Source organism: Saccharibacter sp. EH611, from assembly GCF_009834765.1.
Classification (GTDB): Bacteria; Pseudomonadota; Alphaproteobacteria; order Acetobacterales; family Acetobacteraceae; genus Saccharibacter.
In genome coordinates this window covers 337,054-362,864 of sequence record NZ_WVHP01000021.1, presented here as the reverse complement: position 1 = coordinate 362,864, position 25,811 = coordinate 337,054, and the positions used below count along the sequence as shown (strand labels likewise).

Genomic DNA, 25,811 nt, shown 5'->3' with positions numbered 1-25,811 from the left:
GGACTGTCCTCTCTGCAGCCCCTCATACTCCCATACGAGAGAAGCCAGCACGAAGATAACCCCACCCACTAACGAGAGTAGGCACGACAGAGACCCACAACAGGACACTCCCTATCATTGTCAGAGGCAACCACGAAAGATGAAGCACCTCTCCACCTCTATCACCCAACACGAGGAAACCAATGGCAAACATTTGAATAGCGGTCTTCCACTTCGCCAAGCGCGTTGAAGGCACTGTTTCACGGCGTGATGCCATAAACTCTCTTAAGCCGCTGATAGCAATTTCACGCAGCATAATGATAATCGCCGCATAAAGTGCGCAAAGCTGTAACTGTTGAGTCCCCGCAAGCACCAACAACATTGCTCCGACCAGAAGCTTATCAGCGATAGGGTCCATCATACGCCCTAGATCTGACGTTTGCTTGCGTGAACGGGCCAAGGCACCATCAAAGTAGTCTGTAATACAAGCAGCGATATAGACACCAAAAGCCACTATGCAGGCGGTTTGGTTCTGAGTAGCTACGAGTCCTACCAAAACAGGGATGGCGGCAATCCGCAGAAGCGTCAAAAGATTGGGAAGATCTGTCAGCATCTGCTTACATCCAAGAGGAAAAAATAATGGTCATCATCTCGTCAAAGGAGCTCTCTTACAACCGGCAATGTTTTAATCATGCAGCTCCTTCAGGGCACTCTGCTGTCTTACCCATTCTGGATGAAAATATCCATAAATGACCTGCGCCATTTCGTGATTAATTCCAGGCACATGCCCTAATTCCTCTATCGAAGCCAACTTAATATTCCTTAACGAGCCAAAACGCGTCATGAGCGCTTTTTTCCGCACAGACCCAATGCCCGGCACGTCATCGAGCCCTGACTTCACCAATTTTTTAGATCGCCCTGCCCGATGTGTTGTAATCGCGAAGCGGTGGGATTCGTCACGCAACCGTTGAAGATAATAGAGCACAGGATCCTGCGGGGGCAGCTGGAATGGTTCTTTTCCTTGCACTAAAAACCATTCTCGCCCTGCGTTACGATCCTCCCCTTTGGCAATACCAACAATCGGTACATCCGTGACGCCCAGCTCCTCAAGAATTGCACGAACAGCGCTGACCTGCCCCTTCCCTCCGTCAATCAACAGCAAATCAGGCCATTGGTCACGCTCTCCTTCCAAGCCCTCTTTTTGCCGTGCGGGGGAGAAGCGCCGCGTCATAACCTCTCGCATCATCCCAAAATCATCCCCCGGTGTGACGGGCCCCCGAATAGCGTATTTACGGTATGCTCGTTTCACGAACCCCTCTGGCCCACCAACAATCATAACACCATAAGGGCACTGCCCCATGATGTGAGAGTTATCGTACACCTCAATCCGTGATGGTGGTTTAGGAAGGTCAAACAGCTCAGCAACACCTTCTAGAAGCTTCTTCTGCCCCGCGCTTTCCGCAAGCTTACGCTCAAGAGCTTCCTTCGCGTTCAGAAGCGCATGATCCAATACCGCCTTCTTATCCCCGCGTTGTGGCTGCAAAATCTGAACTTTCCGCCCTTTTTGAAGCGATAATGCCTCTTCAAGCAGTTTCTTCTCTGACAAAGAAACATGAGTAATTATCTGCGCTGGCGGTGGCTTATCGTCATAAAACTGGATCAGAAACGCACTCAACACCGATTCGGCTGTTTCATCCTGATCGTGCTGCGGATAAAAGGCGCGATTCCCATTATTACGCCCGCCGCGGATGAAGAAAACCTGTATTCCCGTGCGTCCTGCCTCTTGCCACAACGCAATCACATCTGCTTCGTCAATAGTGGTAGGATTGATTACATTCGAGGAACGAAGATTTGCGAAACCGCGAATACGATCCCGAATCAGTGCTGCACGCTCAAAGGCCATCGCCTCTGCTGCCTCTTCCATTTCTTGGGTGAGCTGCTGCTGTAGCTCACGGCCTCCTCCTGCTAGAAAAGCTCGGGCTTGGGCAACAAGATTCGCATAGTCACCACGTGAAATACGATCCACACATGGAGCTGAACAGCGCTTTATTTGGTATTGCAAGCAAGGGCGTGTACGCGACGCAAAGTCAGAATCACTACATGTCCTGAGTAAAAAAGCACGTTGAAGCACCTGCATCGTTTGCTCAACGGCCTTGGACGACGCAAACGGCCCCCAATAAACAGCATTTTTTTGCGGCCTCCCACGCTGACGCGTTAGTCGTGGGAAATTATGATTGCCGGTTAGAAGCAGCCATGGGTAGCTTTTATCGTCACGAAGCAGAATATTAAACCGCGGTTGCATCCGCCGAATATAATTAGCCTCCAGCAGCAGAGCTTCAGCCTCTGTCTGCGTCACAACGATTTCCATATCCGCTGTCAATGACACCATGAGGCGCAAACGTTCGGGTAAACGAGCAACGTGCGTATAAGACACAACGCGCTTTTTAAGGTTCAGAGCTTTTCCGACGTACAGAACCTCTCCTTTAGCCCCTAGCATGCGATAGACACCGGGACGGTCAGGAATCAGTTTAAGAGTCTTCTTGATGACCGCTACACCTTTAACGGTATCCGCTCCCTCTCCATCACTATGACTTTCCATCGTTTCATTCCCTCGACACGGCACTCTGTGCACTCATCCACTATTCCTGTGGATAACCCTGTGAATACAACGAGAGCAAACGCCCGCACAGCAGGAGTTCTCTTCTCTGCCTTCAAATTGCCTATTTTTTAATCAATCATCATAACGTGCTGAAAAATAAAGTTTCCTTTTGCTTTTGAGTTTCCTCAAGAAATCACAGATGAGTTTTAAGAGGAAGACTTATGTCAATCCCTCATGGTGAAAAAATAGTGGACAATTTTGATCATTATTGCATAAATTTCCTTATGTTTCCCCTTGACACCCTATTGCAATGCAGCATTTTCAGCCTGTTTTAAAAGGCGCATCATATTCTCACCACATAAGGCACGCCGTTCACTCTCATCGAAACCAGCCTGTTTAAGGCGCTCAATAACAGAAGCTGTTTGAGAGGCATCTTCCCAGCCCTCTATGCCGCCTCCACCATCAAAGTCTGACGAAAACCCAACATGCTCCACCCCTATGCGCTGCACCGCATAGGTAATATGGTCAATTAGCGTCTCCAGCGTTCCACCTCCGCCTCGTTTTAGGAACGCTCCCATCGCCGTGACTTGAAGTAACCCACCCGTATCACGCAAACGATCCAGCTGCTCATCGTCCAAATTGCGCGGATGATCGCATAAAGCGCGCACACACGAATGGCTCGCTAACACAGGAGCGCTCGACAGCTCCGTTGCCTGCATCATGCTCTGCTTGGATGTATGGGATACATCAACCACCATCGCGTGACGGTTCATCTCCGCGATCACCTCACGCCCCAGCGTAGAAAGGCCTCCATATTTTTTCTCGGCCTCTCCCCGCGCCACAGCCGCATCAGCAAGCTGATTATGGCCATTATGGGTGAGCGTCATATAGCGCACCCCATATTGCTGGGCGAGCCAAGCAATACGTGATGGATCTTCTCCAATCGCGTAACCATTCTCGACCACAGGGACAATCGCCACCGTCCCCCTCTCAACGGCTTCACGGATGTCACGTTCCGTTACGCACAGACGTGCCTGATTCTTTTCTGGAGCACACGCAACACTTGTGTGAATGGTCTCTAGCATTGCCTGAACACGCTTCCACGCCGCCTCATACCCTTCCGGCGTCAGTAAAAATTGCGGAATATAGGCGGCCAAACAAGCGGCTGTTAGCTCCCCCTGCTGCGCTTTTGGCACTGTAAAGCGACGCGATGTCTCTCGCTTCCACAAATCCTCTTGCGTCTCCCCCACCCATGCAGGCAACCCTGCTGCTGTCCGCTCAGGCCACGAAATATCAATATGCGTATCAAATGTGATAAGAGGCTTCTGTGTCATGATCTTCCCTGAATGCTTGATATCCTTTACATCGCGATGTCAGAGCATAGTCACAAGACCCCTCCACCCAAAAGCCCACTGAAGGATCGATATTGCATGCGCCTCATCACTTGGAACATGAATTCTCTCCGCTTGCGTTTACCTCTCCTTCAGCGTCTTGCAGAAAAATATTCTCCCGATGTGATGTGCGTGCAAGAGACAAAAGTTCCTGATCCGCTTTTCCCTAAGGAAGCCCTCGCAGAACTTGGCTTTACCCATCAATTCTATAAAGGCATGAAAAGCTATAATGGCGTGGCTATTCTTTCACGCCTTCCGCTCCGCCTCCGCGAAGATACACCGCGCTGGTGCGAACGCGATGATTGCCGCCATATTGCCGCTTTTGTAGAGACTGAGAGCGGGCCTGTTCAGATACATAATTTCTACGTGCCTGCAGGCGGCGACATCCCTGATCCAGACAAGAATGATAAATTTGCCCACAAGCTGTCATTTGTTGATGAAGCGACCCAATGGTTTCGCAAAAACCCTCCAACACGCAGCATTTTAGTTGGTGATCTCAACATTGCTCCATATGAACATGATGTGTGGAGCCATAAACAACTCTTAAAGATCGTCAGCCACACACCAGCCGAAACCTCCCGCTTGCAGGACTGGTGCCACGCCGGCTTTCAAGACGCTATGCGCCACCTCATTCCTGAACCCGAAAAACTCTATACATGGTGGTCTTACCGCAACCGTGACTGGAAAAAATCCAATCGTGGCCGCCGCCTTGACCATATTTGGCTCACAGCAGACATCCTTCCTTCCCTCCAAAACATCACAGTCCTAAAAGAAGCGCGCGACTGGGAGCGTCCATCTGATCACGTGCCTGTCATGATCGATATTTCATTTTAAGGTTCCATTGGAGAAGTAGAATGCGTTATTTAGTGACCGGCGGGGCTGGCTTTGTGGGGAGCCATCTTGTTCTTGCATTACATGACCGCGGACATGAAGTGGTCGTTCTGGACAATCTCAGCACAGGCCATCATCAGGCTATACCTGGTGGTGTGACACTCCGTCAGGTTGACCTTATGGATCTCTCTGCAACACAGGAGTGTGTTGCAGATGGCCCTTGGGATGGCGTATTCCACTTTGCTGCTCTCTCCCTCGTGGGGGATAGTATGCGCAATCCCTTGCATTATATTCGTTACAACACGCAAACCGCACTAAACCTCATCCAAGCATGTATTGAACATAATGTTCGTAAAATTGTTTTTTCGTCCACTGCTGCTTTGTTTGGGGGCCCCGAACGCACTACACCAATCCCTGATGATGCTTTAATCCAACCCGGTTCTCCCTACGGAGAAAGCAAACTCATGATTGAGCGTACGCTGTATTGGGCAGATCAAATCCACCAACTTCGCAGTGGCTGCCTACGCTATTTCAACGCTGCCGGCTCCGATCCTCAGGGACGTGCAGGAGAAGATCATCGCCCAGAGACACACCTCATCCCTCTCACTATTGACGCGGCTCTTGGGCGGCGACCAGCATTGCAACTTTTTGGAACAGACTATCCAACAGCGGACGGGTCATGTATCCGCGACTACATCCATGTAACAGACCTTGCTGATGCCCATATCCGCCTACTTGACCAGATTGATGATCGCAGTGTCCGTTACAATGTTGGCACAGGACATGGCTATTCCAACCTAGACGTTATCCGCAGCGTAGAGCGCGTTACAGGCCACACCGTACCTTGGGAAGCCGCACCAAGACGCGCTGGAGACCCCGCGATGCTCGTTGCTGATGCTTCGATACTACGACGCGACACAGGATGGACACCGCAATTTACAGACTTAGACGCAATTATTGAGACAGTCTTTAAATGGCGCTCTGCCCATCCTCATGGTTACAGCGACTAAACATAACGTGGCAATGCTGACATTATGTCTGTATCGCCTCTTAGCAATGCTCCGAAGCCGGAGCATACGCATTGAGGCGATACCCGCCCCCTTCTGTCACAACAAGAGCATTACGTTGTGCGTTCGGCTCAATCTTTTGTCGAAGACGATAAATATGTGTCTCCAGCGTATGGGTCGTCACGCCAGCATTGTACCCCCAGACCTCATTAAGAAGCACTTCACGGCTCACAGACTTGTGCCCTACACGGTAAAGATACTTCAAAATAGACGTTTCTTTTTCTGTCAAATGAATCCGCCGTCCTCGGCTTGGGTCTACTAATTGCTTATGAGCAGGTCTGAAAATATAAGGCCCGACATCGAGCATGACATCTTCACTATTCTCAAACGTACGTAATTGGGCCCGAAGGCGTGCCATAAGTTCACGAACACGAAGCGGCTTGGTGACATAGTCATTCGCCCCCGCATCCAACCCCGCGACAATAACCGCTTCCTCTCGAGAGGTCGTCATCATCAAAATCGGTATTTTGATCTTTTGCTGCCGCAATTCCATACAAAATTCAACACTGTCACCATCTGGAAGCGCTTCATCAAGAAGGAGCGCATCAACGCGCATATCGTCAGCCGTTACCTTCTGCCGTGCTTCACTTAATGCAGTAGCCTCAATGACGTCTAACGACGGTTCACGATGAATATGCTCAGCCAGCTCACGCCGCACTTCTGCATCATTATCCACAACTAAAACGAAGTGGTGCCCCGTCATACGCTTGTACCCTCATATATCACAGTATGCATTACCATATTAACGTGCTCTTATCCTGAAAATGCCTCAGCTGGGATCTCCACTGTCGGTTCTTTCTCTTCACTTTGTGGAGCAGCGGGCTTCATTCCCACAATGAGATCACCAACCATGGGCGCAACCCGCGTCGCGTCTTCAACAGAACGAATGAAAATACCCTGCCCTTTCCTGACAATAAGAAGATCGAGCCGGTTATTATCTTTGCCAAAAACGGCGTCATCCTCACTCTCAACGCGTCGGCTCACAAAACGCCACCCCCGGCTAAAGAGCGTATCAAAAAACGAATAATTCCAAGACGGTTCACCCAACACTTTACCGCGCGCATCACGTGACAACCCACGGTAAAGGTCAAGCCGCGCGACACCAGGGCTTACCTGGAAAACACGTTGCCGCCCCATATCAGGCGCAAGATGGCCACAGACCATCCCATTATAAATGCCGTCACCTGTTGTAGCGATAAAGTAATCCGCTGGCCGCTCCTCTAACAGCTCCTTCCCATGCTCCGAAAGAAGTTCAGCCTTCATCACCGGCACACCCTCGCGGGCTCCAGCCATTAAGTCCCGTGCCCGTTGATCGATCAACACGACTGGAACCTTGGCGCGATGTAAGCAAACCGCTAAATCGGTAGACCAAGAGCTTGCCCCTAAAATCGCCATCGCTGATTCATCAGAGAGTGTGAGCTTAAGCTTCTTTGCTAGCGGCCCTAAAGAGAAGCCATGACAGAGCATCGTTACTGCAATAACGGCGAAAACAGCAGGCATCACCATATCTGCTGACGTATAGCCCGCAGCACTCAACCGAATTCCCGCGGCACCAGCAACAGCAGCCGCCACAATCCCACGCGGCGCAATCCATCCGACAAATAAACGCTCTTGCCAGGACATTGTCGTGCCGAGCGTGGACAGAAAGATACCTAGCGGGCGCACGACAAACATGACAACCAAAGTGAGTAAGACGATCGGGATCGTCAAACGGGCTAAAACAGCACGATGAAGGTCTGCCGTTAGCAAAATAAACAGCACAGACACCATGAGAACGACGAGTGATTCTTTTGTCCGTCGTAGATCGTTCAATCCGGGAATATGAAGGTTCGTCAGTGCCATCCCAAAGACGGTGACAGCTATAAGACCGGCCCCCTCCATCTCCAAATTACACAACTCAAAAACGACTAGAGCCAATGTGAGAAGAACCGGCGCTTTCAGCAATTCCGGCATAAGGTCACGCGTAAAGAGGTAGCGGATCAAATAGGCTGGTAAAATTCCCGCAGCCGTTGATGCAGCGCCTGCAATGAGCAGATTAGGAAGCGTTTTTGTAAAGAATAATGTCGTGTGAAGATTAACATGCAGGATCATCACCTGCATCACTACAGCCGCTAAGATAGCACCCAGCGGATCGTTAACAATCGCTTCCCACCGCAAAAAAGCGGCAACACGCGGCCTTAATTTTGCACTGCGCAAAAGGGGCAATACCACTGTTGGGCCTGTCACAACGATAATCGCCCCGAACAGAAACGATGTCCCCCACTCAAAATGGGCAACATAATGCGCGGCAAGAGCCCCAAGCACCCAATTGATCGGCAAAGCCAGCATCGTCAGCCGCGCTACACCCTCGCCAGCTTCACGCAACTGGCGAATATCAAGCGCCATCCCACCTTCAAAAACGATTAAAGCCACCAACATGGAAACAAGTGGGCGAAATATCCAACCCAATGTTTCAGAAGGATGAAGCCAACCCAGAACCGGGCCTAAAAGAAGGCCTAGTGCAAACAGCAAAACGATGGCCGGAAGTTTAAGACGCCATGCAATCCATTGAGCCAACATCCCCGCACCAAAAGTCGATGCGACCCCAAAAAGAATGTCATATTGCTGCATAGAAGCGCCTCACTCTCCTTATGACCAAAACCACATCCCTCTTTCCGTACACCTCGCTGGTGACGATACTGCTTTTATAGTATCGACAGAGCAGCAATGTGCCTAGCTAACGTTAAGCGTGAACTTTAAAACTTAAAAGCGGCAGAAAAGCGAACAAATTTGGTCTGGCTAATCATTTTACATACACTCTCCCAAAAAGAAAGGAACACTGACATATTCGGTGTTCCTTTTCTTAGAGGCAGTATTGTCAGGCTTTTCTCTGTAGCACAGCAATAAAGAACCCATCCGTCCCGTCACTATGTGGGGTCAACGAAACACAGGATTCATGACGTAGCTTTTGGGGAAGCAACTCAGAGCGCTCTTCAGGAGCAATCAAAACATAATCAGAATGACGCTCTAAAAACTTCTCAACCTGCTGACGATTTTCCGCACTCAGTAACGAACATGTCGCATAGACAAAGCGTCCACCTGGACGAACAAGCCGCGCAGCAATATCCATAATATGCGCCTGCTTGGGAAGAAGCTCGTCAATATCCTGTTGGCTAAGCCGAAGGCGAGCATCAGGATTACGACGCCATGTTCCCGTCCCTGAGCAGGGCGCATCAACGAGCACTGTATCAAAGCGTCCTTCACGACGTTTGGCCCATTTATCCCCAGCGACCAAAAGATGGCGCGTCACATTATGCACACCCGCACGCCGCAAGCGCTTAACAGCACCCTCTAAGCGAGAGCGCGAGACATCGCAGGCCGTCACTTGCCCACGATTTTCCATCGTCATTGCCAGAGCAAGCGTTTTACCCGCTGCTCCCGCACAATAATCCAACAGACGCTGCCCTGGGCGCGCATCAACTGCCGCCGCGATAAGCTGACTACCTTCATCTTGGATTTCCACCAGACCATTGCGGAACGCCTCGGATGCCGTAATAGGCTGGCGACCTTCCAGCCTAAGCCCCCATGGAGACAACGCTGTTTCGGCCGGTTCAAATCCTTCACGACGGAGAGCTCTGATCGCCTCAACACGGGTCGCTTTTAAGAGATTGACCCGCAGATCCAAGGTTGGCTGCCCCAATAAAGCCGCCATCTCCTCTTCAAGTCGATCCCCAAAATCAGCCTCAAGATGAGGCATAATCCAATCAGGGATTTCTAGCCGGATCGCAAGAGGTTGCTTCTCTGTGCTGAGAGACTGCCCTTCCAGAAGCTCCAACATTGCGCCTTCTCGTTGGCTCAATGGTGACGGACTATAGCGTTCTCCACTAAAAAGCGCGTGAATCTGGTCAAGCGTTTGACCCGCAAAGAACAGCATCGACGCACATAAAAGGCGCGGTGAAATATCACTATGACGTTCTTTAAGGTCAGTCCGCAAATGCCAATGAAGACGTCGCCAAGAACGCAGCACATCCCATGTAATGTTTGAAATGGCGCGCCGATCACCGCCGCCTATGTAGCGACGTTCACGAAAGAAACTATTAGCAACCGCATCAGCGGGACGATGGGGCGCGTTTTGGATCGCACAGAGCAGATCAATCGCGCCAGAAAGACGAGCAGCGGGGGTCATATCCCCCCGCCTAGCCCGTTTCCCGTTGCGAGAAAAGAGAAAAACTTAATTAAAGACGATAGTTTGGCGCTTCCCGCGTAATCGTCACATCATGCACATGGCTTTCACGCAGACCCGCATTGGTAATGCGGCGGAATTGCGTTCTCGTCTGTAGGTCAGCAATCGTTGCAGAGCCCGTATAGCCCATACCAGCACGCAGACCACCGACAAGCTGATGCACCACAGCAGCCATTCCACCTTTATACGGCACTTGTCCTTCGATGCCTTCTGGCACCAGCTTCAGGGCATCACGCACTTCAGCTTGGAAGTAACGATCAGCTGACCCTTGAGCCATCGCCCCCATGGAACCCATGCCGCGATACGCTTTATACGAACGGCCTTGATAGAGGAACGTCTCACCGGGGCTTTCTTCCGACCCTGCAAGCAAAGAGCCAACCATGACCGCATCAGCGCCTGCGCCAATGGCCTTCACGATATCACCAGAGGTACGAATCCCCCCATCTGCAATCGCAGGGACATCCAGCTCATGACACGCGGCTGCTGTCTCCAGCACGGCAGAGAACTGCGGCACACCCACACCGGCCACAACGCGCGTTGTGCAGATAGACCCCGGCCCAATCCCGATTTTAATGCAATCAGCCCCTGCCTTAATCAACGCCTTAGCAGCCTCTGGAGTAGCCACATTACCAGCGATCAACTGAACATGAGGGTACAGCTCGCGCAGTCGAGACACCGTTGTTAAAACACCACGAGAATGTCCGTGAGCCGTATCAACGACCAAAACATCCACTCCAGCCCCAGCCAACGCTTCAGCGCGGCGGAAACCGTCCTCTCCCACACCAATGGCAGCAGCACAAAGCAACCGCCCTTGAGAATCCTTCACGGCTAGCGGGTATGTCGTAGCCTTTTCCATATCCTTGACGGTTACCAGCCCGACGCAACGCCCATCATCATCCACAACGAGCAGCTTCTCAATGCGATGACGATGGAGAAGCTCGCGTGCTTCAGCAGGGGATGCGCCATGCCGCACCGTGATGAGCTTCTCATGCGTCATCAAATCACGCACGCGCTGCTTTGGGTCATCAGCAAAACGCATATCGCGATTGGTGAGGATCCCCACCAAATGGCCTGTTTTCTCAACAACAGGAAGGCCAGAAATACCATGATGAGCCATGATAGCATGCACATCAGCCAGTGTTTGGTCTGGCCCAACAGTCACAGGATTGACGACCATTCCCGATTCAAAGCGCTTAACGCGCCGCACCTGCTCGGCCTGTTCTTCCACGGTCAGATTTTTATGAATGACACCAAGGCCACCCTGCTGAGCCATAGCAATCGCCATACGCTCCTCAGTGACGGTATCCATCGCTGAAGAAAGCAAAGGAATATTAAGTCCAAGCTTACGTGTTAGGCGTGTCGTGGTCTTCACTTGTGCGGGAAGAACAGAGGATTCAGCCGGCTGTACCAGAACATCATCAAATGCCAAAGCATCCCGGACGCGCCCATAGAGCGTATTATTGTTGTGAAATTCTGTCATGAGCGAGGCCCCCGTTCCTGCAATCCCGTGGTGAAGAGTGGACGAACCAGAGGCCAAGGGCCCTCTGGCCGTTGACAGGGCCTCATAACGCATAAAGCCCCTTCGAGGGAAGAGAATTTTTATGATTATTTGCAGAAAGGTTTTTTTGGCTGGGAGACCTGGATTCGAACCAGGGCTGACCGGGTCAGAGCCGGTAGTTCTACCGCTAAACTATCTCCCAAGAAGGAAAGCTCTATAAACGGAGAGCTATCTTCTCTAAACACGCTGAGTAGATTGGCTGGGAGACCTGGATTCGAACCAGGGCTGACCGGGTCAGAGCCGGTAGTTCTACCGCTAAACTATCTCCCAAGCGGCGCGTTCGTTGGGGTTTCTAACGATCTCTACAAAAAAGTGCAAGATGTTTTTTATATTTTATCCTGAGTTTTGATCTTTCTCATTGCGCTTTATCACACAACCCTGCACTCTTTCGGCACCCGATGGGCGAAAGGTCGCTTATGTATACATTAACACCCTCATCAGCTTTAACGCTTCAATCCGATAAGAGCTGCACACCAATCTATGCCGCCATTGACCTTGGCACGACAAGTTGTCGATTGCTTGTTGCGCGCTATTCATCACGTGGCATCCACATTATCGAACGCTGTAGCCGCCCCGTTTTGCTCGGCGAAGACTTGAAACATACAGGGCGTCTTGCTGAAAGCGCTATTACACGCACGCTTAATGCCTTAAAGCATTACGCGCATCGTCTCAGCCGCCATTCACTCTCTGGTTTGCAAGTCGTCACGACGGAAGCCTGTCGCTACGCGACGAACGCTCAGGACTTCATACAACGCACCAAACGTGAAACTGGGTTAGATATACGCATCATTACAAGCCGAGAAGAAGCTGAACTGGCTGTTGAAAGCTGCTCCTCTCTTCTTGGGCTCTCACCACAACTGACACACCCAACATCACCAACAGCACTCGCGAGTGCCGCACGTTTCCTGCCTAGCCGTACGCTTCTGTTTGATATTGGTGGAGGCTCAACGGAGTTATCTTGGATCCGTCTTGACCATCAAGCTGACCGCCATCACCTTACTGGGACAACCAGCTTAAAGCTGGGCATTATGTCTTTGTTTGAACATTTTAGTCATTTACCCAAACAACGCGCCTATGACGCAATGTTTGACTATGCCTATCAAAAACTTAAAACCTTTGAGAAGGTTCATTGCATTCGGAAAGATATTGAGCGCCAAAATGTCCGTATGGTCGGCACATCGGGTATTGTAACCACCCTCGCCAGTATCGCCCTTGAGCTCGACCGCTATCGCCGCTCCTCCATAGACGGACTATGCCTTGGTCGTCAGACGCTGATGCATGCTCTCCATCAGTTAAAAAAAATGAGTCATAGCGATATGGGACGCCATCCGTGCATTGGCCGACATCGTGCAACATTAATTCTATCAGGCTGTGCCATTTTTGATGCTATACAGTCTTTATGGCCTGTTGAGCGTGTCATGATCGCTGATCGTGGCTTGCGTGATGGCATGATCGTGCGTATGGCCCGTGAACATCGTCGTTCTATTGGGCGCGCACGCCCTGCGCAGCGCTCCCATCGCGCCTCTTCACATCAGCCCGTAGGAGCTTTAGCTGTTCCGCTATGAGTTCATCTCGTAAGCCCCCCTCTTCATCCACGCCTCCACGTGTTCCCGGCAAGCCTCTCCGTCAGTCGCGCACCCCTGGAACGCGCGACCCACGTGATGACGCAGCCACGTCCAAAACGCGACGTAGCCAGCATGTAAAGCTGAAAAAGTCACGCGGCCGCACCCCTGCACAACAACGCTGGCTTAACCGGCAATTAAACGATCCTTACGTTGCTGCTGCTCGCCATCAAGGCTGGCGGTCTCGCGCGGCTTTTAAGCTCATTGAGATTGATGACCGTTTCCAAGTAATACGCCCAGGCTCTCGCGTGGTAGACCTTGGCGCAGCCCCTGGCGGATGGAGCCAGATTGCTGTCAAGCGTCAAGCCAGCGCTGTCGTCGGTGTCGATTTACTACCGGTCGATCCCGTCGAAGGAGCGGAGATCATAGAAGGCGACTTCATGGATGACGCCATGCCTGAGCGCCTAAAAACGATGCTGGGCGGCCCGGCTGATCTTGTGATGTCTGACATGGCACCAAACACAACGGGCCATGCTGCAACCGATCATATTCGCATTATGGGCCTAGCAGAAAATGCGCTGGATTTTGCGCTCCAAATCCTCGCGAAAGATGGCGCTTTTATTGCAAAGGTTTTCCAAGGCGGGTCTGAAAAGCATATGCTCGACCTTATGAAGCGATGCTTTGACACCGTTCGCCACGTGAAGCCCCCCGCCTCCCGTAAAGAATCGAGCGAGCTTTACGTTGTTGCCCAAGGGTTCCGCGGTCTTCCTACTGATGAGAACCCCTAATCATCAAGGGCCTCTGTATCGTCGATCATCGCCTGCACGCTCTGCATTAAAACGCGGCGCTCGTGTTTGGCGGTGACATCGGCTAGCGTTACGTCATCAAGCACATCCATAAAAGCATGCCGTGCTTTAATCAGCGTTTGTTTCAGGCGGCACCCACCTACCAAAATACAACCAGACTGCGATTCGTTTGCTTGCATACACCCAACGAGTGCTAAGTCATCTTCCGTGCAACGCACCACATCGCCCAGCCGTATGTCTTGGGCCGCACGCCCTAGACGTAACCCTCCTTTGCGTCCCCGCATTGTATGGATAAACCCTGCCTTCCCAAGGCGATGTACCACCTTAACTAGGTGATTTTCAGACGCTCCATAAATACGTGCAACCTCACTGATGGACACAAGCCGATCTTTTTGCGTCTCAAGGTAAATCAGCGTTCTGAAGGCATAATCGGTATAAAGCGTCAGCCGCACGTGTCTCGCTCCTAGTGTCGGGGGAGCCGTTGACTCCTAACAAGTGACTCTACTCGCTACCCTGCTCGTTGAGTGCGGTCAATCACGTGTGTTTGACAGAATCTTCTCTCCACCTATAAAAGATATATAGAAAATACATCTTTTTGGATTCTCATCATGCCAACCCCTCTTTCCGAGCAAACACGGTCAATCGTCACCGCCTGCATTCCTGCATTAGAAGCGCATGGCCTCGACATTACGCGGGAAATGTACAAGCGCCTCCTTGCCGACAAAGCCATTGCTGACCTGTTTAATATGTCTCACCAAAAAGATGGTGAGCAGCCTAAAGCGTTGGCTTTTGCGGTTCTCGCTTATGCGCGGCATATCCAAAACCCCGCCCCGCTCCAAACAATGATTGAACGCATTGCTGAAAAGCATGTTGGGCTGAACATCCTTCCTGAACATTATCCTTTTGTTGGGGAAGCGCTCCTTGGAGCCATCGCTCATGTTTTGGGGGATGCCGCCACGCCCGAGATTATGGAAGCATGGAAAGAAGCCTATTGGTTCCTTGCTGATGTGCTCATTGAACGTGAACAAACCCTTTATCAAGAAGATGCTGAGCAAGAAGGCGGTTGGGTCGGTTGGCGTGCCTTCCAAGTGGCTGAACGTCACGAAGAAAGTCCTGACGTGACCTCTTTTATCCTCCGTCCAACAGACAATCAGCCTGTGATGACCCATAAGCCGGGGCAATATCTCAGCTTCCGCTTTAATGTGCCAGGCGCGGGTGCAGAACGCCGCAATTACAGCATTTCCTCAGCTCCATCGAATGCGTATTACCGCATCACAGTAAAGCGCCAGAATCACGGTGTGGTCTCTAACTGGCTGCATGATACGGTTCGTGTTGGTGATGTCTTGGATGTTTCAGCCCCGGCCGGAGAATTCACCCTGCACCATGACACTGACCGCCCTGTCACTTTAGTGAGCCTTGGCATTGGTCTCACGCCAATGATCTCCATCGTAGAATCCCTCACCGCACAGACTTCCTCTCGTAAGGTTCACTACGTGCATGGCACACATAGCCCACAGAGTGACGTTTTTGGTGATGTCATTCGTTCACTCGCCCGCAAAGGCAGCTTGAAAGCCGATGTTTTTTACAGCCATGAGGCGCCAACTCGGGAAGAAAGCCCTGTGGAAATCCACAAGGGGCACCTCTCTTCTGACTGGCTCATTCGTCATCTCATCCCTGAGAGCGATATTTATCTATGCGGCCCCTCTACCTTCATGACCGAGACCATCAAAGCCCTGCGCGCCGCTGGCATTCCGCAAGAGCGTATTCATTACGACATCTTCGGTTCTGCCTCTGACCCGTTCCTCGCTACAGCAGCCTGACACAGGCTCCTTCAATAAAAGATGTGGGGATATTCCCTCCCCCACATCTTTATGACACTTCTTTTTCGGTCGCTTTAGGTGCCGCTTTTTTCTCACCTTTTTTGAGAAGCTTGCACAAAGACGTCAGCACCTTACGGGCCATACTGATCCGCACCGCATTGGTCATTTCCCGCACAATCGCCAATTTTTGGTCTGGGCGAATCTTCACCCCAGCGCGCTGATTCTTTGTTGCCCAGCGGATAAGCCCTTCAGCATTGGCAAATTTATTGCCACGGAATTGCAGCACCATCCCTTTTGGCCCTGCTTCTACGCGTTCCACGCCTGCTTCACGCGAAAGCTTTTTGATCATGACCACATCAAGGAGGTTTTGCACCTCTTGCGGGAGAGAGCCAAAGCGATCCACCAACTCAACACGCATGGCTTCAACATCTGTCTCATCTTTAAGGGATGCAATCCGACGGTAGAGCCCTAGACGTACAGACAAATCCTTAACGTATTCTTCTGGCAGTAAGACCGGCAATCCAAGAATAATGGATGGTGTCCAGCTTTCATCCTCAAGCTCACCCTTACCACGCATCTGTCTTAGATCTGTGACAGCCTCTTGCAACATCTGCTGATAAAGCTCGATCCCTACTTCACGAATATGGCCGGACTGCTCATCTCCTAAAAGGTTCCCAGCGCCGCGCATATCCAGATCGTGAGAGGCTAAGGTGAACCCTGCTCCAAGGGAATCTAGCGTCTGCATAATTTCCAAACGTTTGACCGACGTTGCTGAAAGTGTGCGCGTTTGCGGCCAAGTGAGATACGCATAACCACGCTGTTTGGCACGTCCTACACGCCCACGAAGCTGATAAAGCTGCCCGAGCCCAAACATATCGGCTCGATGGATAATGATCGTATTCACCGCGGGCATATCCAGCCCACTTTCTACAATATTAGTGGACAGAAGGATGTCATATTTCCCCTCAGAGAACTCTGCCATAACATTTTCAAGCTCAGCGGGTGTCAACCGGCCATGCGCCTCCGTCACGCGCACGTCAGGGACAATTTCCTTCAAACGATCGGCCATATGGCGAATATCGGTCAGGCGTGGCACCACACAGAAGATCTGACCGCCACGGAAGCGCTCTCGCTGAATAGCTTCACGGATCATCACACGGTCAAAAGGCGTAATAAACGTACGCACAGCCAAACGATCCGTCGGCGGGGTGGCAATCAGGCTCATTTCCCGCACACCCGTCAGAGAGAGCTGCAACGTCCGGGGCAATGGCGTAGCCGATAACGTCAGAACATGCACGTCCTCTCGTAACGCTTTAAGCTTCTCTTTATGAGACACACCGAAATGCTGCTCTTCATCAATAATCAGCATTCCCAGTCGATTAAAAGAGACCGTCTTAGCCAGCAAGGCATGCGTGCCGATCACAATATCAATAGAGCCTTCTGCAATCCCTTCCCGCACTTTTGCAGCTTCTTTAGCCGTCACCATGCGAGATAACTGGGCAATCTTGACCGGCAGCCCCTCAAAACGCTTGGTAAAGCCAATATAATGCTGGCGGGCAAGTAACGTCGTTGGCACAATAAGCGCTACCTGCATTCCCGACATGGCCGCAACAAAAGCCGCTCGCATGGCTACTTCAGTTTTCCCAAAACCAACATCACCACAGACGAGGCGATCCATTGGGCGGCCGCTGTTCATATCTTCCAGCACATCGGCAATCGCGCGTGCTTGGTCGTCCGTCTCCACATATGGAAAGCGCGCGCAAAATTCGTCCCACACGCCCTCTTCTGGCACCATTAACGGTGCTTGCTTCATAGCGCGTGCCGCTGCCGTGCGGATCAACTCGCCAGCCATTTCACGCAAGCGCGTCTTCATCTTGGCTTTACGCGCTTGCCAAGACGTACCGCCTAAACGGTCTAATTGCACCCCGTCTTGCTCAGAGCCAAAACGACTCAGCAGGTCGATATTTTCAACCGGCAGAAGCAAGCGCTGCTCACCATCATACAAAACCGAGAGATAATCATGGGCCACTCGCCCTTCTCGAACGGTTTCCAGTCCGACATAACGCCCAATGCCGTATTCTTCATGGACAACCAAATCACCTTCAGAAATCTCACCAATCTGGGTGATAAAATCGCCCGTCTTTCGCTTTTTACGCGGGGGCCGTGAGAGACGTTCTCCCAGTAAGTCTTGCTCAGACACAAACGCGTAACGATCGCTGACAAAGCCACGCTCAAGCCCCAGAACAACGAGCCCAGCCTGAGTTTTGGGCATTCCCGCAGCACTCTTCCAGTCCTGATAAACGCCCGCTTCTACACCATGTTCTTTCAACAGATGCGCGATACGTTCTTGTGAGCCACGGCTCCAGGCTGTCACATAAGTGCGGCGTCCTTCCTTCGCCCAATCAGCCACCTGACGACCAAAATTCTCAAACACACCTTCACGCGCTGCTCCACCTAGGCTTGAGAAAACAGGGCCAGGGCGATAGCCCGCATCAATCCCATCACTCCCCTCTGGCTGCGCAAAAGGCGACAGCATGACCGATGGATGGCCTTTCAGCATCGCCCCCCACCCATGTTGGGTGAGGTAAAGCCGATGAGGCGGCAGCGGACGGTACGGCATTTCACCGTCCTGTGTGGCTGAACAGCGTGCTTGGTAATGGTCAGCAATCATCTCTAAACGTGTGCTGAGAATTTCAGGCGTATCGCGTTCAAAGCTCAGCGCCACGTTGGGCACATAATCCAGCAACGTTTCCATATGCTGGCCGTCACCATCATGGAAAAGCGGCACGTAATGCTCTGCCCCCGCGGCATGAATCCCTTCCGAAATCTGCCGATACAGCACGTCTTGCTGCGCACTTACACCAAACACCTCTCGCCAGCCCGTCTGAAAACGGCTGACACTGGCTTTATCCAACGCATATTCAGAAACAGGGGAGAGGCTAAAGGTTGTCAACTCACGCGTCGACCGCTGGGAGGCCACATCAAAGGCACGAATATGGTCGACCTCATCGCCAAACAGATCCAACCGCACAGGTTCACCTGCATCAGCGGGGAAAACATCGAAAATCCCCCCGCGCGTCGCAAACTCACCGCGCTCCATCACCGTATCAACGCGCGTATAGCCATTCCCCACGAGCAGTTCTGCCAGCATGGCTGCATCCAGCGTCTCACCCGCTTTGACGGTAACGGACTGCCCCGCAAATACCGCACGTGGAGGAACACGCTGCACCAACGCATGCACAGTGCTCAAGACAATCCGCCCAGCTTTAGGAGCAGCTTCCAGCAACTGGCTTAACGTCGCGGAGCGTTCCGCAACAATCGCCGGATTGGGGGAAATACGGTCATACGGCAGACAGTCCCACGCAGGGAAACGTAACACCTCAACTTCTGGCACGAGCCATGCCAGCATATCGGCCAATGCCGCCATGGACGCATCATCACGCGCAACATGAAGCAGCGGCCCGTTATGCTCACTCAAACGACGGCGTAGCAATAACGCCACGGATCCATCGGGTACGCCCCATACAGTCGGACCAAAAGACGCAATCAGGGACGTATCGACAGACATCAAGGGCCTCTTCTTTGCAGGAGTTCCGTTTTAAGGTGTGCACGTGTTATCCTATAGCTCCCCTTCCCCTCTCTGTCAGCCCAGAGGCTTCTTACAGCGATCCATGCCTATCTTGCCGCCTCCTGCTCTTTTGGAACCGCTCCTGGCTCCTCTCACCACTCTCCCATCTATCGGGCCGCGTCATAGCACCTTATTAAGCAAGATTAGCGAGGGAAAACGGGTTATTGACCTGCTCTTCACCCTGCCTGAAAAACTCATTGACCGCCGCGAGCTCCTGACCGTCTCTCAAGGGCATAAGCTCGCCCATGGTGACATTCTCACCAGTCGCGTAAGGGTTGTTAGCGTGCGGCGCCCTCAGCGTCCCTCACAGCCCACCACCCTCATTACAGAGGACGACACTGGGCCGCTTGAGATCGTCTTTTTTCAGAAGAACAATCTTTTCCTCCCCCCTCCCGGCACGGAGCTTCTCGTTTCTGGGAAAGTCAGCTTTTACCGTGAGCGCATTTCGCTTTCACGCCCAGACCATATCCATCTCTGGGAAAGACGCGAGAGCTTCCCTTGGCTAGAACCCGTTTGGCCCCTCACCGCTGGGCTTTTCCCCTCCACCGTGCGACGCGCCATGAACGTTGCCCTCGCCCGCATTCCAGACCTTCCCGAATGGCAAAACCCCCAGCTCATGACCAAACAGTCTTGGCCCAGCTTCCGCGAGGCTCTAACATGGGTGCAACAACCAACCTCTCTTCCACATGATACCGACCCCGCCCCGCTCCTTGAGCGAGCCCGCGCTCGCCTTGCGGCCGACGAGGTTCTGGCTGACCAGCTCTGCTTAGGGCTCGCCCGTCGTCAGGCTCAACACCGCCCAGGGCGCGCCCTTAAAGGCGATGGCACACTACGCGCCCAGCTCCGTGAACGCTTCGGCTTTCCTCCAACCGACGCGCAAAAACGCGCCATGGCAGAAATCGCCGCTGATATGGAAAAAGACGCCCCTATGGTGCGCCTTTTGCAAGGTGATGTGGGTTCAGGAAAAACGTTTGTCGCCATGATGGCCATGCTTCATGCCGTTGAAGCCGGAACACAAGCCGCCCTCATGGCCCCGACAGAGATTCTCGCTCAACAACATAGAGACACCCTTTCCCGCCTCATGGGCGTTCCCTGTGTGTTCCTCAGCGGAAGCGTTAAAGGCAAGGCCCGGCGTGCCGTGCTCACCCACATTGCAGAGGGCTCTGCAAAAATCATCATCGGCACTCATGCTCTTTTTCAAGATGGCGTTAGTTTTGCCAATCTTGGCCTTGCTGTCATTGATGAGCAGCACCGTTTTGGTGTGGAACAACGCATGAAGCTTAGCGCAAAAGGCACAGCCACAGACCTACTGGTTATGACCGCTACACCTATTCCACGCACGGTTCAGCTGATGGAATGGGGAGAAATGGGCGTGAGCCGCCTTGATAGCAAACCGGCGGGTCGTCAGCCCATCCATACCACCGTTCATGACATGGCAAAAATGGACGATATTCTAGCAGGCATCCAACGCGCTCTGGATCGTGGACAGCAGATCTTTTGGGTCTGTCCTCTCATTGAAAATAGCGAGACCCAAAGTGCCGCTGCTGCCGAAGAACGCTGGGCGAGTCTTACCCAACATTTCGGGCCTATTGTTGGTATCGCCCACGGACGACAAGACCATGCTGTACGTCACGACGCACTAGATCGCTTCAAAGATGGGCAAACCCGCTTGCTCGTCGCCACAACCGTTATTGAAGTCGGGGTGGATATTCCCAACGCCACAATCATGGTGATCGAACAAGCCGAACGCTTTGGGCTTGCCCAACTTCACCAGCTTCGTGGTCGTGTGGGACGTGGAAGCGCCCGCTCCTTCTGCCTGCTCCTCCATAGTGCAGACACTACACCGAATGGTCAGAGGAGGCTAAGTCTCCTGCGCGATACAGAGGATGGTTTTCTTATTGCCGATGAAGATTTTCGTATTCGCGGTGGCGGTGATTTAGCAGGTCATCGCCAGTCAGGCTTACCAGGCTTTCGGTTATCAAGTGATATACGGCTCTCGCTTTATGCCAATATGATGGCAAAAGACAGTCAAAGCGAATTAGAGCGCAATCCAGATCTCAGCGGGGATCGCGGGGAAGCCTTACAAACACTTCTTTATCTTTTTGACCGTGCCCAACCAGAGAGGCTTCTTGTTTCTGGATAAAGAATTTATCAATCTTTTACTTACATATTATTCTATAATAATAAATTCACAATATACCGTCGTGTAAATTCTCGAATATAATCAATTCGAGAATATGTATTTTTTTTATTTTCTTCTAGAAGTTTTAAATGAAGTCGTGTAGCGTCTTCCTTGAGCCCTTCGCCATCATGGCAAGGGCCATTACAGACCCGGAGGTCGTGGCATAGCGCCGCGCCCTTCTATTTGACCCAGTATTCCGGGACGAGACCGTTGAGAAATAATAGAACCGACCGCAGCTCATTCTCCTCACGCCGCGGCGGATTTGACCGCGACTTTGGCAGTCAACCTTCCTACTTCGATGATAATAGTGGCTTCGGCGCCCCTCGTGGTGGCGGCGGATTTGGCGGCGGACCACGCCGCTCTGGTGGTGGCCGTGGTGGCCCACAAGTCGCCGCGACAGGCCCTGAAATCAGCGCCACTGTTAAATGGTTCAACACAGAACGTGGCTTCGGCTTTGTTGGCTTGAGCGATGGTAGCGGTGATGTCTTCCTTCACGCAAACACGTTAAACGACGCTGGCCACGCAGACCCAGCCCCAGGCACAACATTGGTTGTTCGCATTGGTCAGGGCCCTAAAGGACGTCAGGTTGCAGAGATCGTCTCGCTTGACGCAAGCACGGCTGAACCTGAAGGTTTTGCTCCGCAACGCCCTCCACGTCCGCAACAGCCACGTTTTTCACCAGCACCTGACATGTCTTCTGCTGAAGATGTACGTGGAACTGTGAAATGGTATAATGCAACCAAAGGCTTTGGCTTCATTACACCAGACGATGGCGGCAAGGACATCTTTGTTCACGCATCAGCGCTCGGCCGCTCTGGCCTTGAAACACTGATGGATGGCCAAGCCACCAATATGAAGGTCATTCAGGGCCGTAAAGGGCCGGAAGCTGTTCAGCTTACCTCTGACTGAGACCTAAAAAAGGGCCCCTCGTCATAAAGACGGTGGGGCCCTTTTTTTATCAAAATCACGAAAAACTATCTCTAAAGGCGCCGGAAACGACTGAGCTTCCGCTAAGCCTCTAGTAAGGTTAGAGAGGAAGGAGAAAAGCCTCTCCTCCCTATTTAGCGCTGCAGCAGCAAGCGCTTAGTAATCTCCACCCTTATTGCGTAGTAGCCGCGCCTTATCGCGCTGCCAGTCCCTATCAGCAATAGCCCGGCGCTTATCTTCTTTCTTACGCCCGAGCCCCAAACCGATCGTCACTTTCGCCACACCACGTGCGTTAAAGTGAATATCGAGCGGCACCAATGTCGCCCCTGAACGGGTAATCGCCCCGATAAAATGCCTCACCTGCTTACGATGGAGCAGAAGCTTACGAGGTGCACGCGTATCAAAACGCGACAGTACGCCCCCCTGATATTCCGGAATATAAGAATTAATCAGCCACAGCTCACCATCGCGCTCAATCGCATACGCTTCTGTCAGGGCGGCACGCCCCAAGCGAAGGCTCTTCACCTCCGCTCCCTTCAGGACGAGGCCTGCTTCAACTGTTTCCTTAATCGTGTAGTTAAAGCGACCTTTCCGATTTTGGGCGGCGATCCCATGCGAGATCAAACCGGTTTTGTTTTTTTTCTTGGCTGCCATAATGCTTTCTTAGTCTAAAAGACCCAGCGATCTGAGCGCTGCGTCCACCTGTTGTTTCGTTTCTTCACGTGGTTCCACCAACGGTAAGCGCAACGTTGGCTGGCAGTGTCCTAAACGAGACAGCGCGTATTTCACCGGTGCGGGGCTACTCTCTGCAAACAGCGCATCATGCAATGGTGCAAGGCGATCTTGCAGGGCAATAGCCTCCTGCACCTTCCCTTCCTGCCACAAACGATGCATCTGCGTGCAGAGCTCTGGCACCACATTGGAGGTCACACTAATGCAGCCATGCCCACCAGCCCCGAGGAAGGAAAGCACGGTGCCGTCTTCACCCGAAAGCTGGTTGAATTCAGCTCCCGCCAAACGACGCACTTCGATCGGACGGTCAAGGTTCGCTGTCGCGTCTTTTGTGCCCACAATATTCGGGTGCTTTGCAAGCCGCCCCACGGTCTCTGGGGTCAAGTCCACAACAGAGCGGCCCGGGATGCAATAAAGCCACAATGGAAGAGAGGTCGCATCCGCAACCGTCATGAAATGGCGATACAACCCCTCTTGTGTCGGCTTATTATAGTATGGCACGACAACGAGAATAGAATCAGCCCCAACGGATTCTGCATGACGCGCCATCTCTACAGCTTCACGCGTACTATTAGAACCAGCACCTGCCATCACTTTGGCACGGCCTTTGGCCACTTTGACGCAGTGCTCAACCACATCAAGATGTTCTTTATGGGTTAACGTCGGGCTTTCACCTGTCGTCCCTGAAGGAATCAGACCCGTTGTTCCCGCCAAAATCTGGCGTTCAATCAAACTCGTCGCAGCGTGCTCATCCAAGCTGCCATCCGTTTTCATCGGTGTTACGAGAGCCGTTAGTGAACCACGATACTCGTTATTGATGATGTCCGCCATCTCTTCTCTCCGCCCAATCTCTCTGTTCTTTCTGGTCTCATTAAGACTGAAACCGCTCTACCTATTATAGATGCTCCTCCCACGAAAGAGAGAGCATTTTATCGTTTACATGGCCTCACGAAACTCACTGCGTCGATAGACACCGAGTATCCGGCTCTCATAATGCTCGGCAACGAGAGCTCCCAATGCATTTTTAAGCGCTTGCGCCTGAGGATGCCCTTCGACATCCACCAAAAACTGCGACGCTGCAAAAGAACCCTCTAACATATAGCTCTCAATGCGTGTCATGTTGACCCCATAGCGCGCAAAACACCCTAAAACACCATAAAGTGCTCCAGGTTTATTGGTTACCTTCACCAACAAGGTTGTCATTGCCGCTTCTGAGGGCACCTCATCATCTGGAGTTTCTTGGCGTGTGACCCGATAAAAGCGGGTCGTATTATGGGCTGCATCTTCCACATTACGCGCCAACACCTCAAGGCCGTTCAGCTCACCAGCCAAGGATGACGCAACCGCAGCCTCTTCAGGCCGTCCCCAGCGCGCCACCATTTCCGCCGCGCCGGCCGTGTCAAACTCCGTCACCGCATCAAAATGATGCGTCGCCAACAACGAACGCACCTGAGCCATCGCTACCGGGTGTGTATGAACCCGCTTGATCGTCTCAAGGGTCGCTCCTTTAACACCAAGCAAGCAATGCTCAATCCGCTGGAAATGTTCGCCAATGATTTTTAACCCTGACTGGGGCAAAAGCGCATGAATTTCCGCAACCCGCCCCGCAAGCGAATTCTCACACGGCAATAACGCCTCGTCAGCCTTCCCTTTCTGGACAGCATCAATCGCATCCGCAAAGCTGCGGCATGGATAGGTCTCCCAGCCGGGGCGCACGATACGGCATGCAAGGTCTGAATACGCCCCCGGCCTTCCCTGAAACGCGATCACACTCATGCTACTATTGCCCTTACTTGTTCGAGGTCTTCTAACGTATCTACTCCAAGCGGAGCATGAGCGATTCGGCTACAGCCAATCGCCATCCCTGCTTCCAGTGCACGCAACTGTTCCAGTCTCTCACGCTGTTCTAACAGAGAGGGAGGGAGGGAGACAAAACGCGCTAATGCTTCTCTCCGCCACGCATAAATCCCTACGTGATGCCATAAAGGGCCTTCTCCCCACGGCACAGCATGGCGTGAAAAATAGAGCGCCCGCGCACTCTTCTGCTCGTCTCCAAAAGCGCAAACTGCTTTCACCACCGATTCGACAGAACGCTCACGCTCGGTATCAATCAACGTGACCAATGTCGCTAAATCATAGACACGGCTATCAGCAAGAGGGCGTAAAACAGCGCTTAAATCCCCCCTCCGAATGAGAGGCAAATCCCCTTGGAGGTTGATCACCACGTTATAGTCACCCTGCGGATCTACCTGCTCTAACGCTGCCTGCACCCTGTCTGAGCCACTGGGGAGGTCAGGGTCTGTCAGCACAACGCGCACGCCCTCCATGGGGGCTACGGCCTCGGCAATCTCTGTGTCACCTGCGGCCACCACAACAGGGCCGAGACGGGCTTTCAAGGCCTGCTCGACCACTCTAACGATCATAGGACGCCCAGCAATATCAGCAAGGGCCTTGCGCGGAAGGCGCGTGGAGGCAAGTCTGGAGGGGATAACAATAATAGGACGCAT

The 25,811-nt window shown here is 52.4% G+C and carries 20 protein-coding genes and 2 tRNA genes; 7 read left to right on the top strand and 15 right to left on the bottom strand.

Going from position 1 to position 25,811, the window contains the following annotated elements:
* Positions 1-22 precede the first annotated feature (22 nt).
* The 3 genes from pgsA to GS535_RS06895 all read right to left on the bottom strand — a co-directional run bounded on the left by pgsA (position 23) and on the right by GS535_RS06895 (position 3,912).
* The gene (pgsA, locus tag GS535_RS06905; protein WP_160791372.1) at positions 23-592 is read right to left on the bottom strand and encodes a CDP-diacylglycerol--glycerol-3-phosphate 3-phosphatidyltransferase; all 570 of its coding nucleotides are present in this window, start codon (positions 590-592) and stop codon (positions 23-25) included.
* Between the two features lie 72 nt (positions 593-664).
* A complete protein-coding gene (gene uvrC, locus GS535_RS06900; protein ID WP_160791371.1) occupies positions 665-2,578 on the bottom strand; it encodes an excinuclease ABC subunit UvrC in 1,914 nt (637 codons plus the stop codon).
* 302 nt (positions 2,579-2,880) lie between these two features.
* On the bottom strand, positions 2,881-3,912 hold the full coding sequence (locus GS535_RS06895) for a dipeptidase (RefSeq protein ID WP_160791370.1): 1,032 nt from the start codon (positions 3,910-3,912) through the stop codon (positions 2,881-2,883).
* 96 nt (positions 3,913-4,008) lie between these two features.
* Here GS535_RS06895 and xth point away from each other — a divergent pair, with 96 nt between their 5' ends.
* Together xth and galE are read left to right on the top strand one after the other, a co-directional pair.
* Positions 4,009-4,803 (top strand): exodeoxyribonuclease III, encoded by a 795-nt coding sequence (xth, locus tag GS535_RS06890; protein ID WP_160791369.1) that lies wholly within the window; start codon positions 4,009-4,011, stop codon positions 4,801-4,803.
* A 20-nt stretch (positions 4,804-4,823) separates the two neighbouring features.
* Positions 4,824-5,810: a UDP-glucose 4-epimerase GalE gene (gene galE / locus GS535_RS06885; RefSeq protein WP_160791368.1), complete on the top strand. Its 987-nt coding sequence runs from the start codon at positions 4,824-4,826 to the stop codon at positions 5,808-5,810.
* Between the two features lie 40 nt (positions 5,811-5,850).
* Here the strand turns inward: galE and GS535_RS06880 are convergent, their stop codons facing one another.
* The 6 genes from GS535_RS06880 to GS535_RS06855 all read right to left on the bottom strand — a co-directional run bounded on the left by GS535_RS06880 (position 5,851) and on the right by GS535_RS06855 (position 11,917).
* Positions 5,851-6,570: a response regulator transcription factor gene (locus tag GS535_RS06880; RefSeq protein WP_160791367.1), complete on the bottom strand. Its 720-nt coding sequence runs from the start codon at positions 6,568-6,570 to the stop codon at positions 5,851-5,853.
* A gap of 50 nt (positions 6,571-6,620) precedes the next feature.
* Positions 6,621-8,477, bottom strand: a complete 1,857-nt coding sequence (locus GS535_RS06875) for a sodium:proton antiporter (RefSeq protein ID WP_160791366.1) — start codon at positions 8,475-8,477, stop codon at positions 6,621-6,623.
* Positions 8,478-8,724: 247 nt separating this feature from the next.
* Entirely contained in the window at positions 8,725-10,032 is a 1,308-nt protein-coding gene (locus GS535_RS06870) for an RsmB/NOP family class I SAM-dependent RNA methyltransferase (RefSeq protein WP_160791365.1), read from the bottom strand.
* A 49-nt stretch (positions 10,033-10,081) separates the two neighbouring features.
* Complete coding sequence (gene guaB / locus GS535_RS06865) at positions 10,082-11,569, bottom strand: IMP dehydrogenase (RefSeq protein WP_160791364.1); 1,488 nt, start codon at positions 11,567-11,569, stop codon at positions 10,082-10,084.
* Positions 11,570-11,715: 146 nt separating this feature from the next.
* Positions 11,716-11,789 (bottom strand) — tRNA-Gln (locus GS535_RS06860).
* A gap of 54 nt (positions 11,790-11,843) precedes the next feature.
* Positions 11,844-11,917 (bottom strand) — tRNA-Gln (locus tag GS535_RS06855).
* Positions 11,918-12,063: 146 nt separating this feature from the next.
* On the opposite strand from GS535_RS06855, the gene GS535_RS06850 reads away from it, so the two are divergent.
* Entirely contained in the window at positions 12,064-13,212 is a 1,149-nt protein-coding gene (locus tag GS535_RS06850; protein ID WP_160791363.1) for a Ppx/GppA phosphatase family protein, read from the top strand.
* Complete coding sequence (locus GS535_RS06845) at positions 13,209-13,997, top strand: RlmE family RNA methyltransferase (protein ID WP_160791362.1); 789 nt, start codon at positions 13,209-13,211, stop codon at positions 13,995-13,997. Before GS535_RS06850 ends, GS535_RS06845 begins: the two co-directional genes overlap by 4 nt.
* Here GS535_RS06845 and GS535_RS06840 read toward each other — a convergent pair.
* Positions 13,994-14,467 (bottom strand): Rrf2 family transcriptional regulator, encoded by a 474-nt coding sequence (locus GS535_RS06840; protein WP_160791361.1) that lies wholly within the window; start codon positions 14,465-14,467, stop codon positions 13,994-13,996. The two genes, GS535_RS06845 and GS535_RS06840, sit on opposite strands and share 4 nt — an antisense overlap.
* Before the next feature lie 156 nt (positions 14,468-14,623).
* Here GS535_RS06840 and hmpA point away from each other — a divergent pair, with 156 nt between their 5' ends.
* The gene (hmpA, locus tag GS535_RS06835) at positions 14,624-15,835 is read left to right on the top strand and encodes an NO-inducible flavohemoprotein (protein WP_160791360.1); all 1,212 of its coding nucleotides are present in this window, start codon (positions 14,624-14,626) and stop codon (positions 15,833-15,835) included.
* 49 nt (positions 15,836-15,884) lie between these two features.
* On the opposite strand, the gene mfd is transcribed toward hmpA, so the two are convergent.
* Complete coding sequence (gene mfd, locus GS535_RS06830) at positions 15,885-19,403, bottom strand: transcription-repair coupling factor (RefSeq protein ID WP_160791359.1); 3,519 nt, start codon at positions 19,401-19,403, stop codon at positions 15,885-15,887.
* A 103-nt stretch (positions 19,404-19,506) separates the two neighbouring features.
* Here mfd and recG point away from each other — a divergent pair, with 103 nt between their 5' ends.
* Both recG and GS535_RS11235 read left to right on the top strand, forming a co-directional pair.
* Positions 19,507-21,606 (top strand): ATP-dependent DNA helicase RecG, encoded by a 2,100-nt coding sequence (gene recG, locus GS535_RS06825; RefSeq protein ID WP_160791358.1) that lies wholly within the window; start codon positions 19,507-19,509, stop codon positions 21,604-21,606.
* Positions 21,607-21,855: 249 nt separating this feature from the next.
* The gene (locus GS535_RS11235; protein ID WP_160791357.1) at positions 21,856-22,554 is read left to right on the top strand and encodes a cold-shock protein; all 699 of its coding nucleotides are present in this window, start codon (positions 21,856-21,858) and stop codon (positions 22,552-22,554) included.
* A 174-nt stretch (positions 22,555-22,728) separates the two neighbouring features.
* Here the strand turns inward: GS535_RS11235 and smpB are convergent, their stop codons facing one another.
* The 4 genes from smpB to GS535_RS06800 all read right to left on the bottom strand — a co-directional run bounded on the left by smpB (position 22,729) and on the right by GS535_RS06800 (position 25,811).
* Positions 22,729-23,226, bottom strand: coding sequence for an SsrA-binding protein SmpB (gene smpB / locus GS535_RS06815; RefSeq protein WP_160791356.1), 498 nt, complete (start codon positions 23,224-23,226; stop codon positions 22,729-22,731).
* A gap of 9 nt (positions 23,227-23,235) precedes the next feature.
* Positions 23,236-24,135, bottom strand: a complete 900-nt coding sequence (gene dapA / locus GS535_RS06810; RefSeq protein ID WP_160791355.1) for a 4-hydroxy-tetrahydrodipicolinate synthase — start codon at positions 24,133-24,135, stop codon at positions 23,236-23,238.
* 105 nt (positions 24,136-24,240) lie between these two features.
* Positions 24,241-25,080: a prephenate dehydratase gene (locus GS535_RS06805; protein ID WP_160791354.1), complete on the bottom strand. Its 840-nt coding sequence runs from the start codon at positions 25,078-25,080 to the stop codon at positions 24,241-24,243.
* Positions 25,077-25,811, bottom strand: coding sequence for a 3-deoxy-manno-octulosonate cytidylyltransferase (locus tag GS535_RS06800; RefSeq protein WP_160791353.1), 735 nt, complete (start codon positions 25,809-25,811; stop codon positions 25,077-25,079). Before GS535_RS06800 ends, GS535_RS06805 begins: the two co-directional genes overlap by 4 nt.

Excerpts from the sequence above, each read along its gene's own strand:
- pgsA (WP_160791372.1), bottom strand. The coding sequence starts at position 592 with ATGCTGACAGATCTTCCCAATCTTTTGACGCTTCTGCGGATTGCCGCC.
- uvrC (WP_160791371.1), bottom strand. The coding sequence starts at position 2,578 with ATGGAAAGTCATAGTGATGGAGAGGGAGCGGATACCGTTAAAGGTGTA.
- GS535_RS06895 (WP_160791370.1), bottom strand. The coding sequence starts at position 3,912 with ATGACACAGAAGCCTCTTATCACATTTGATACGCATATTGATATTTCG.
- xth (WP_160791369.1), top strand. The coding sequence starts at position 4,009 with ATGCGCCTCATCACTTGGAACATGAATTCTCTCCGCTTGCGTTTACCT.
- galE (WP_160791368.1), top strand. The coding sequence starts at position 4,824 with ATGCGTTATTTAGTGACCGGCGGGGCTGGCTTTGTGGGGAGCCATCTT.
- GS535_RS06880 (WP_160791367.1), bottom strand. The coding sequence starts at position 6,570 with ATGACGGGGCACCACTTCGTTTTAGTTGTGGATAATGATGCAGAAGTG.
- GS535_RS06875 (WP_160791366.1), bottom strand. The coding sequence starts at position 8,477 with ATGCAGCAATATGACATTCTTTTTGGGGTCGCATCGACTTTTGGTGCG.
- GS535_RS06870 (WP_160791365.1), bottom strand. The coding sequence starts at position 10,032 with ATGACCCCCGCTGCTCGTCTTTCTGGCGCGATTGATCTGCTCTGTGCG.
- guaB (WP_160791364.1), bottom strand. The coding sequence starts at position 11,569 with ATGACAGAATTTCACAACAATAATACGCTCTATGGGCGCGTCCGGGAT.
- GS535_RS06850 (WP_160791363.1), top strand. The coding sequence starts at position 12,064 with ATGTATACATTAACACCCTCATCAGCTTTAACGCTTCAATCCGATAAG.
- GS535_RS06845 (WP_160791362.1), top strand. The coding sequence starts at position 13,209 with ATGAGTTCATCTCGTAAGCCCCCCTCTTCATCCACGCCTCCACGTGTT.
- hmpA (WP_160791360.1), top strand. The coding sequence starts at position 14,624 with ATGCCAACCCCTCTTTCCGAGCAAACACGGTCAATCGTCACCGCCTGC.
- mfd (WP_160791359.1), bottom strand. The coding sequence starts at position 19,403 with ATGTCTGTCGATACGTCCCTGATTGCGTCTTTTGGTCCGACTGTATGG.
- recG (WP_160791358.1), top strand. The coding sequence starts at position 19,507 with ATGCCTATCTTGCCGCCTCCTGCTCTTTTGGAACCGCTCCTGGCTCCT.
- smpB (WP_160791356.1), bottom strand. The coding sequence starts at position 23,226 with ATGGCAGCCAAGAAAAAAAACAAAACCGGTTTGATCTCGCATGGGATC.
- dapA (WP_160791355.1), bottom strand. The coding sequence starts at position 24,135 with ATGGCGGACATCATCAATAACGAGTATCGTGGTTCACTAACGGCTCTC.
- GS535_RS06805 (WP_160791354.1), bottom strand. The coding sequence starts at position 25,080 with ATGAGTGTGATCGCGTTTCAGGGAAGGCCGGGGGCGTATTCAGACCTT.
- GS535_RS06800 (WP_160791353.1), bottom strand. The coding sequence starts at position 25,811 with ATGCGTCCTATTATTGTTATCCCCTCCAGACTTGCCTCCACGCGCCTT.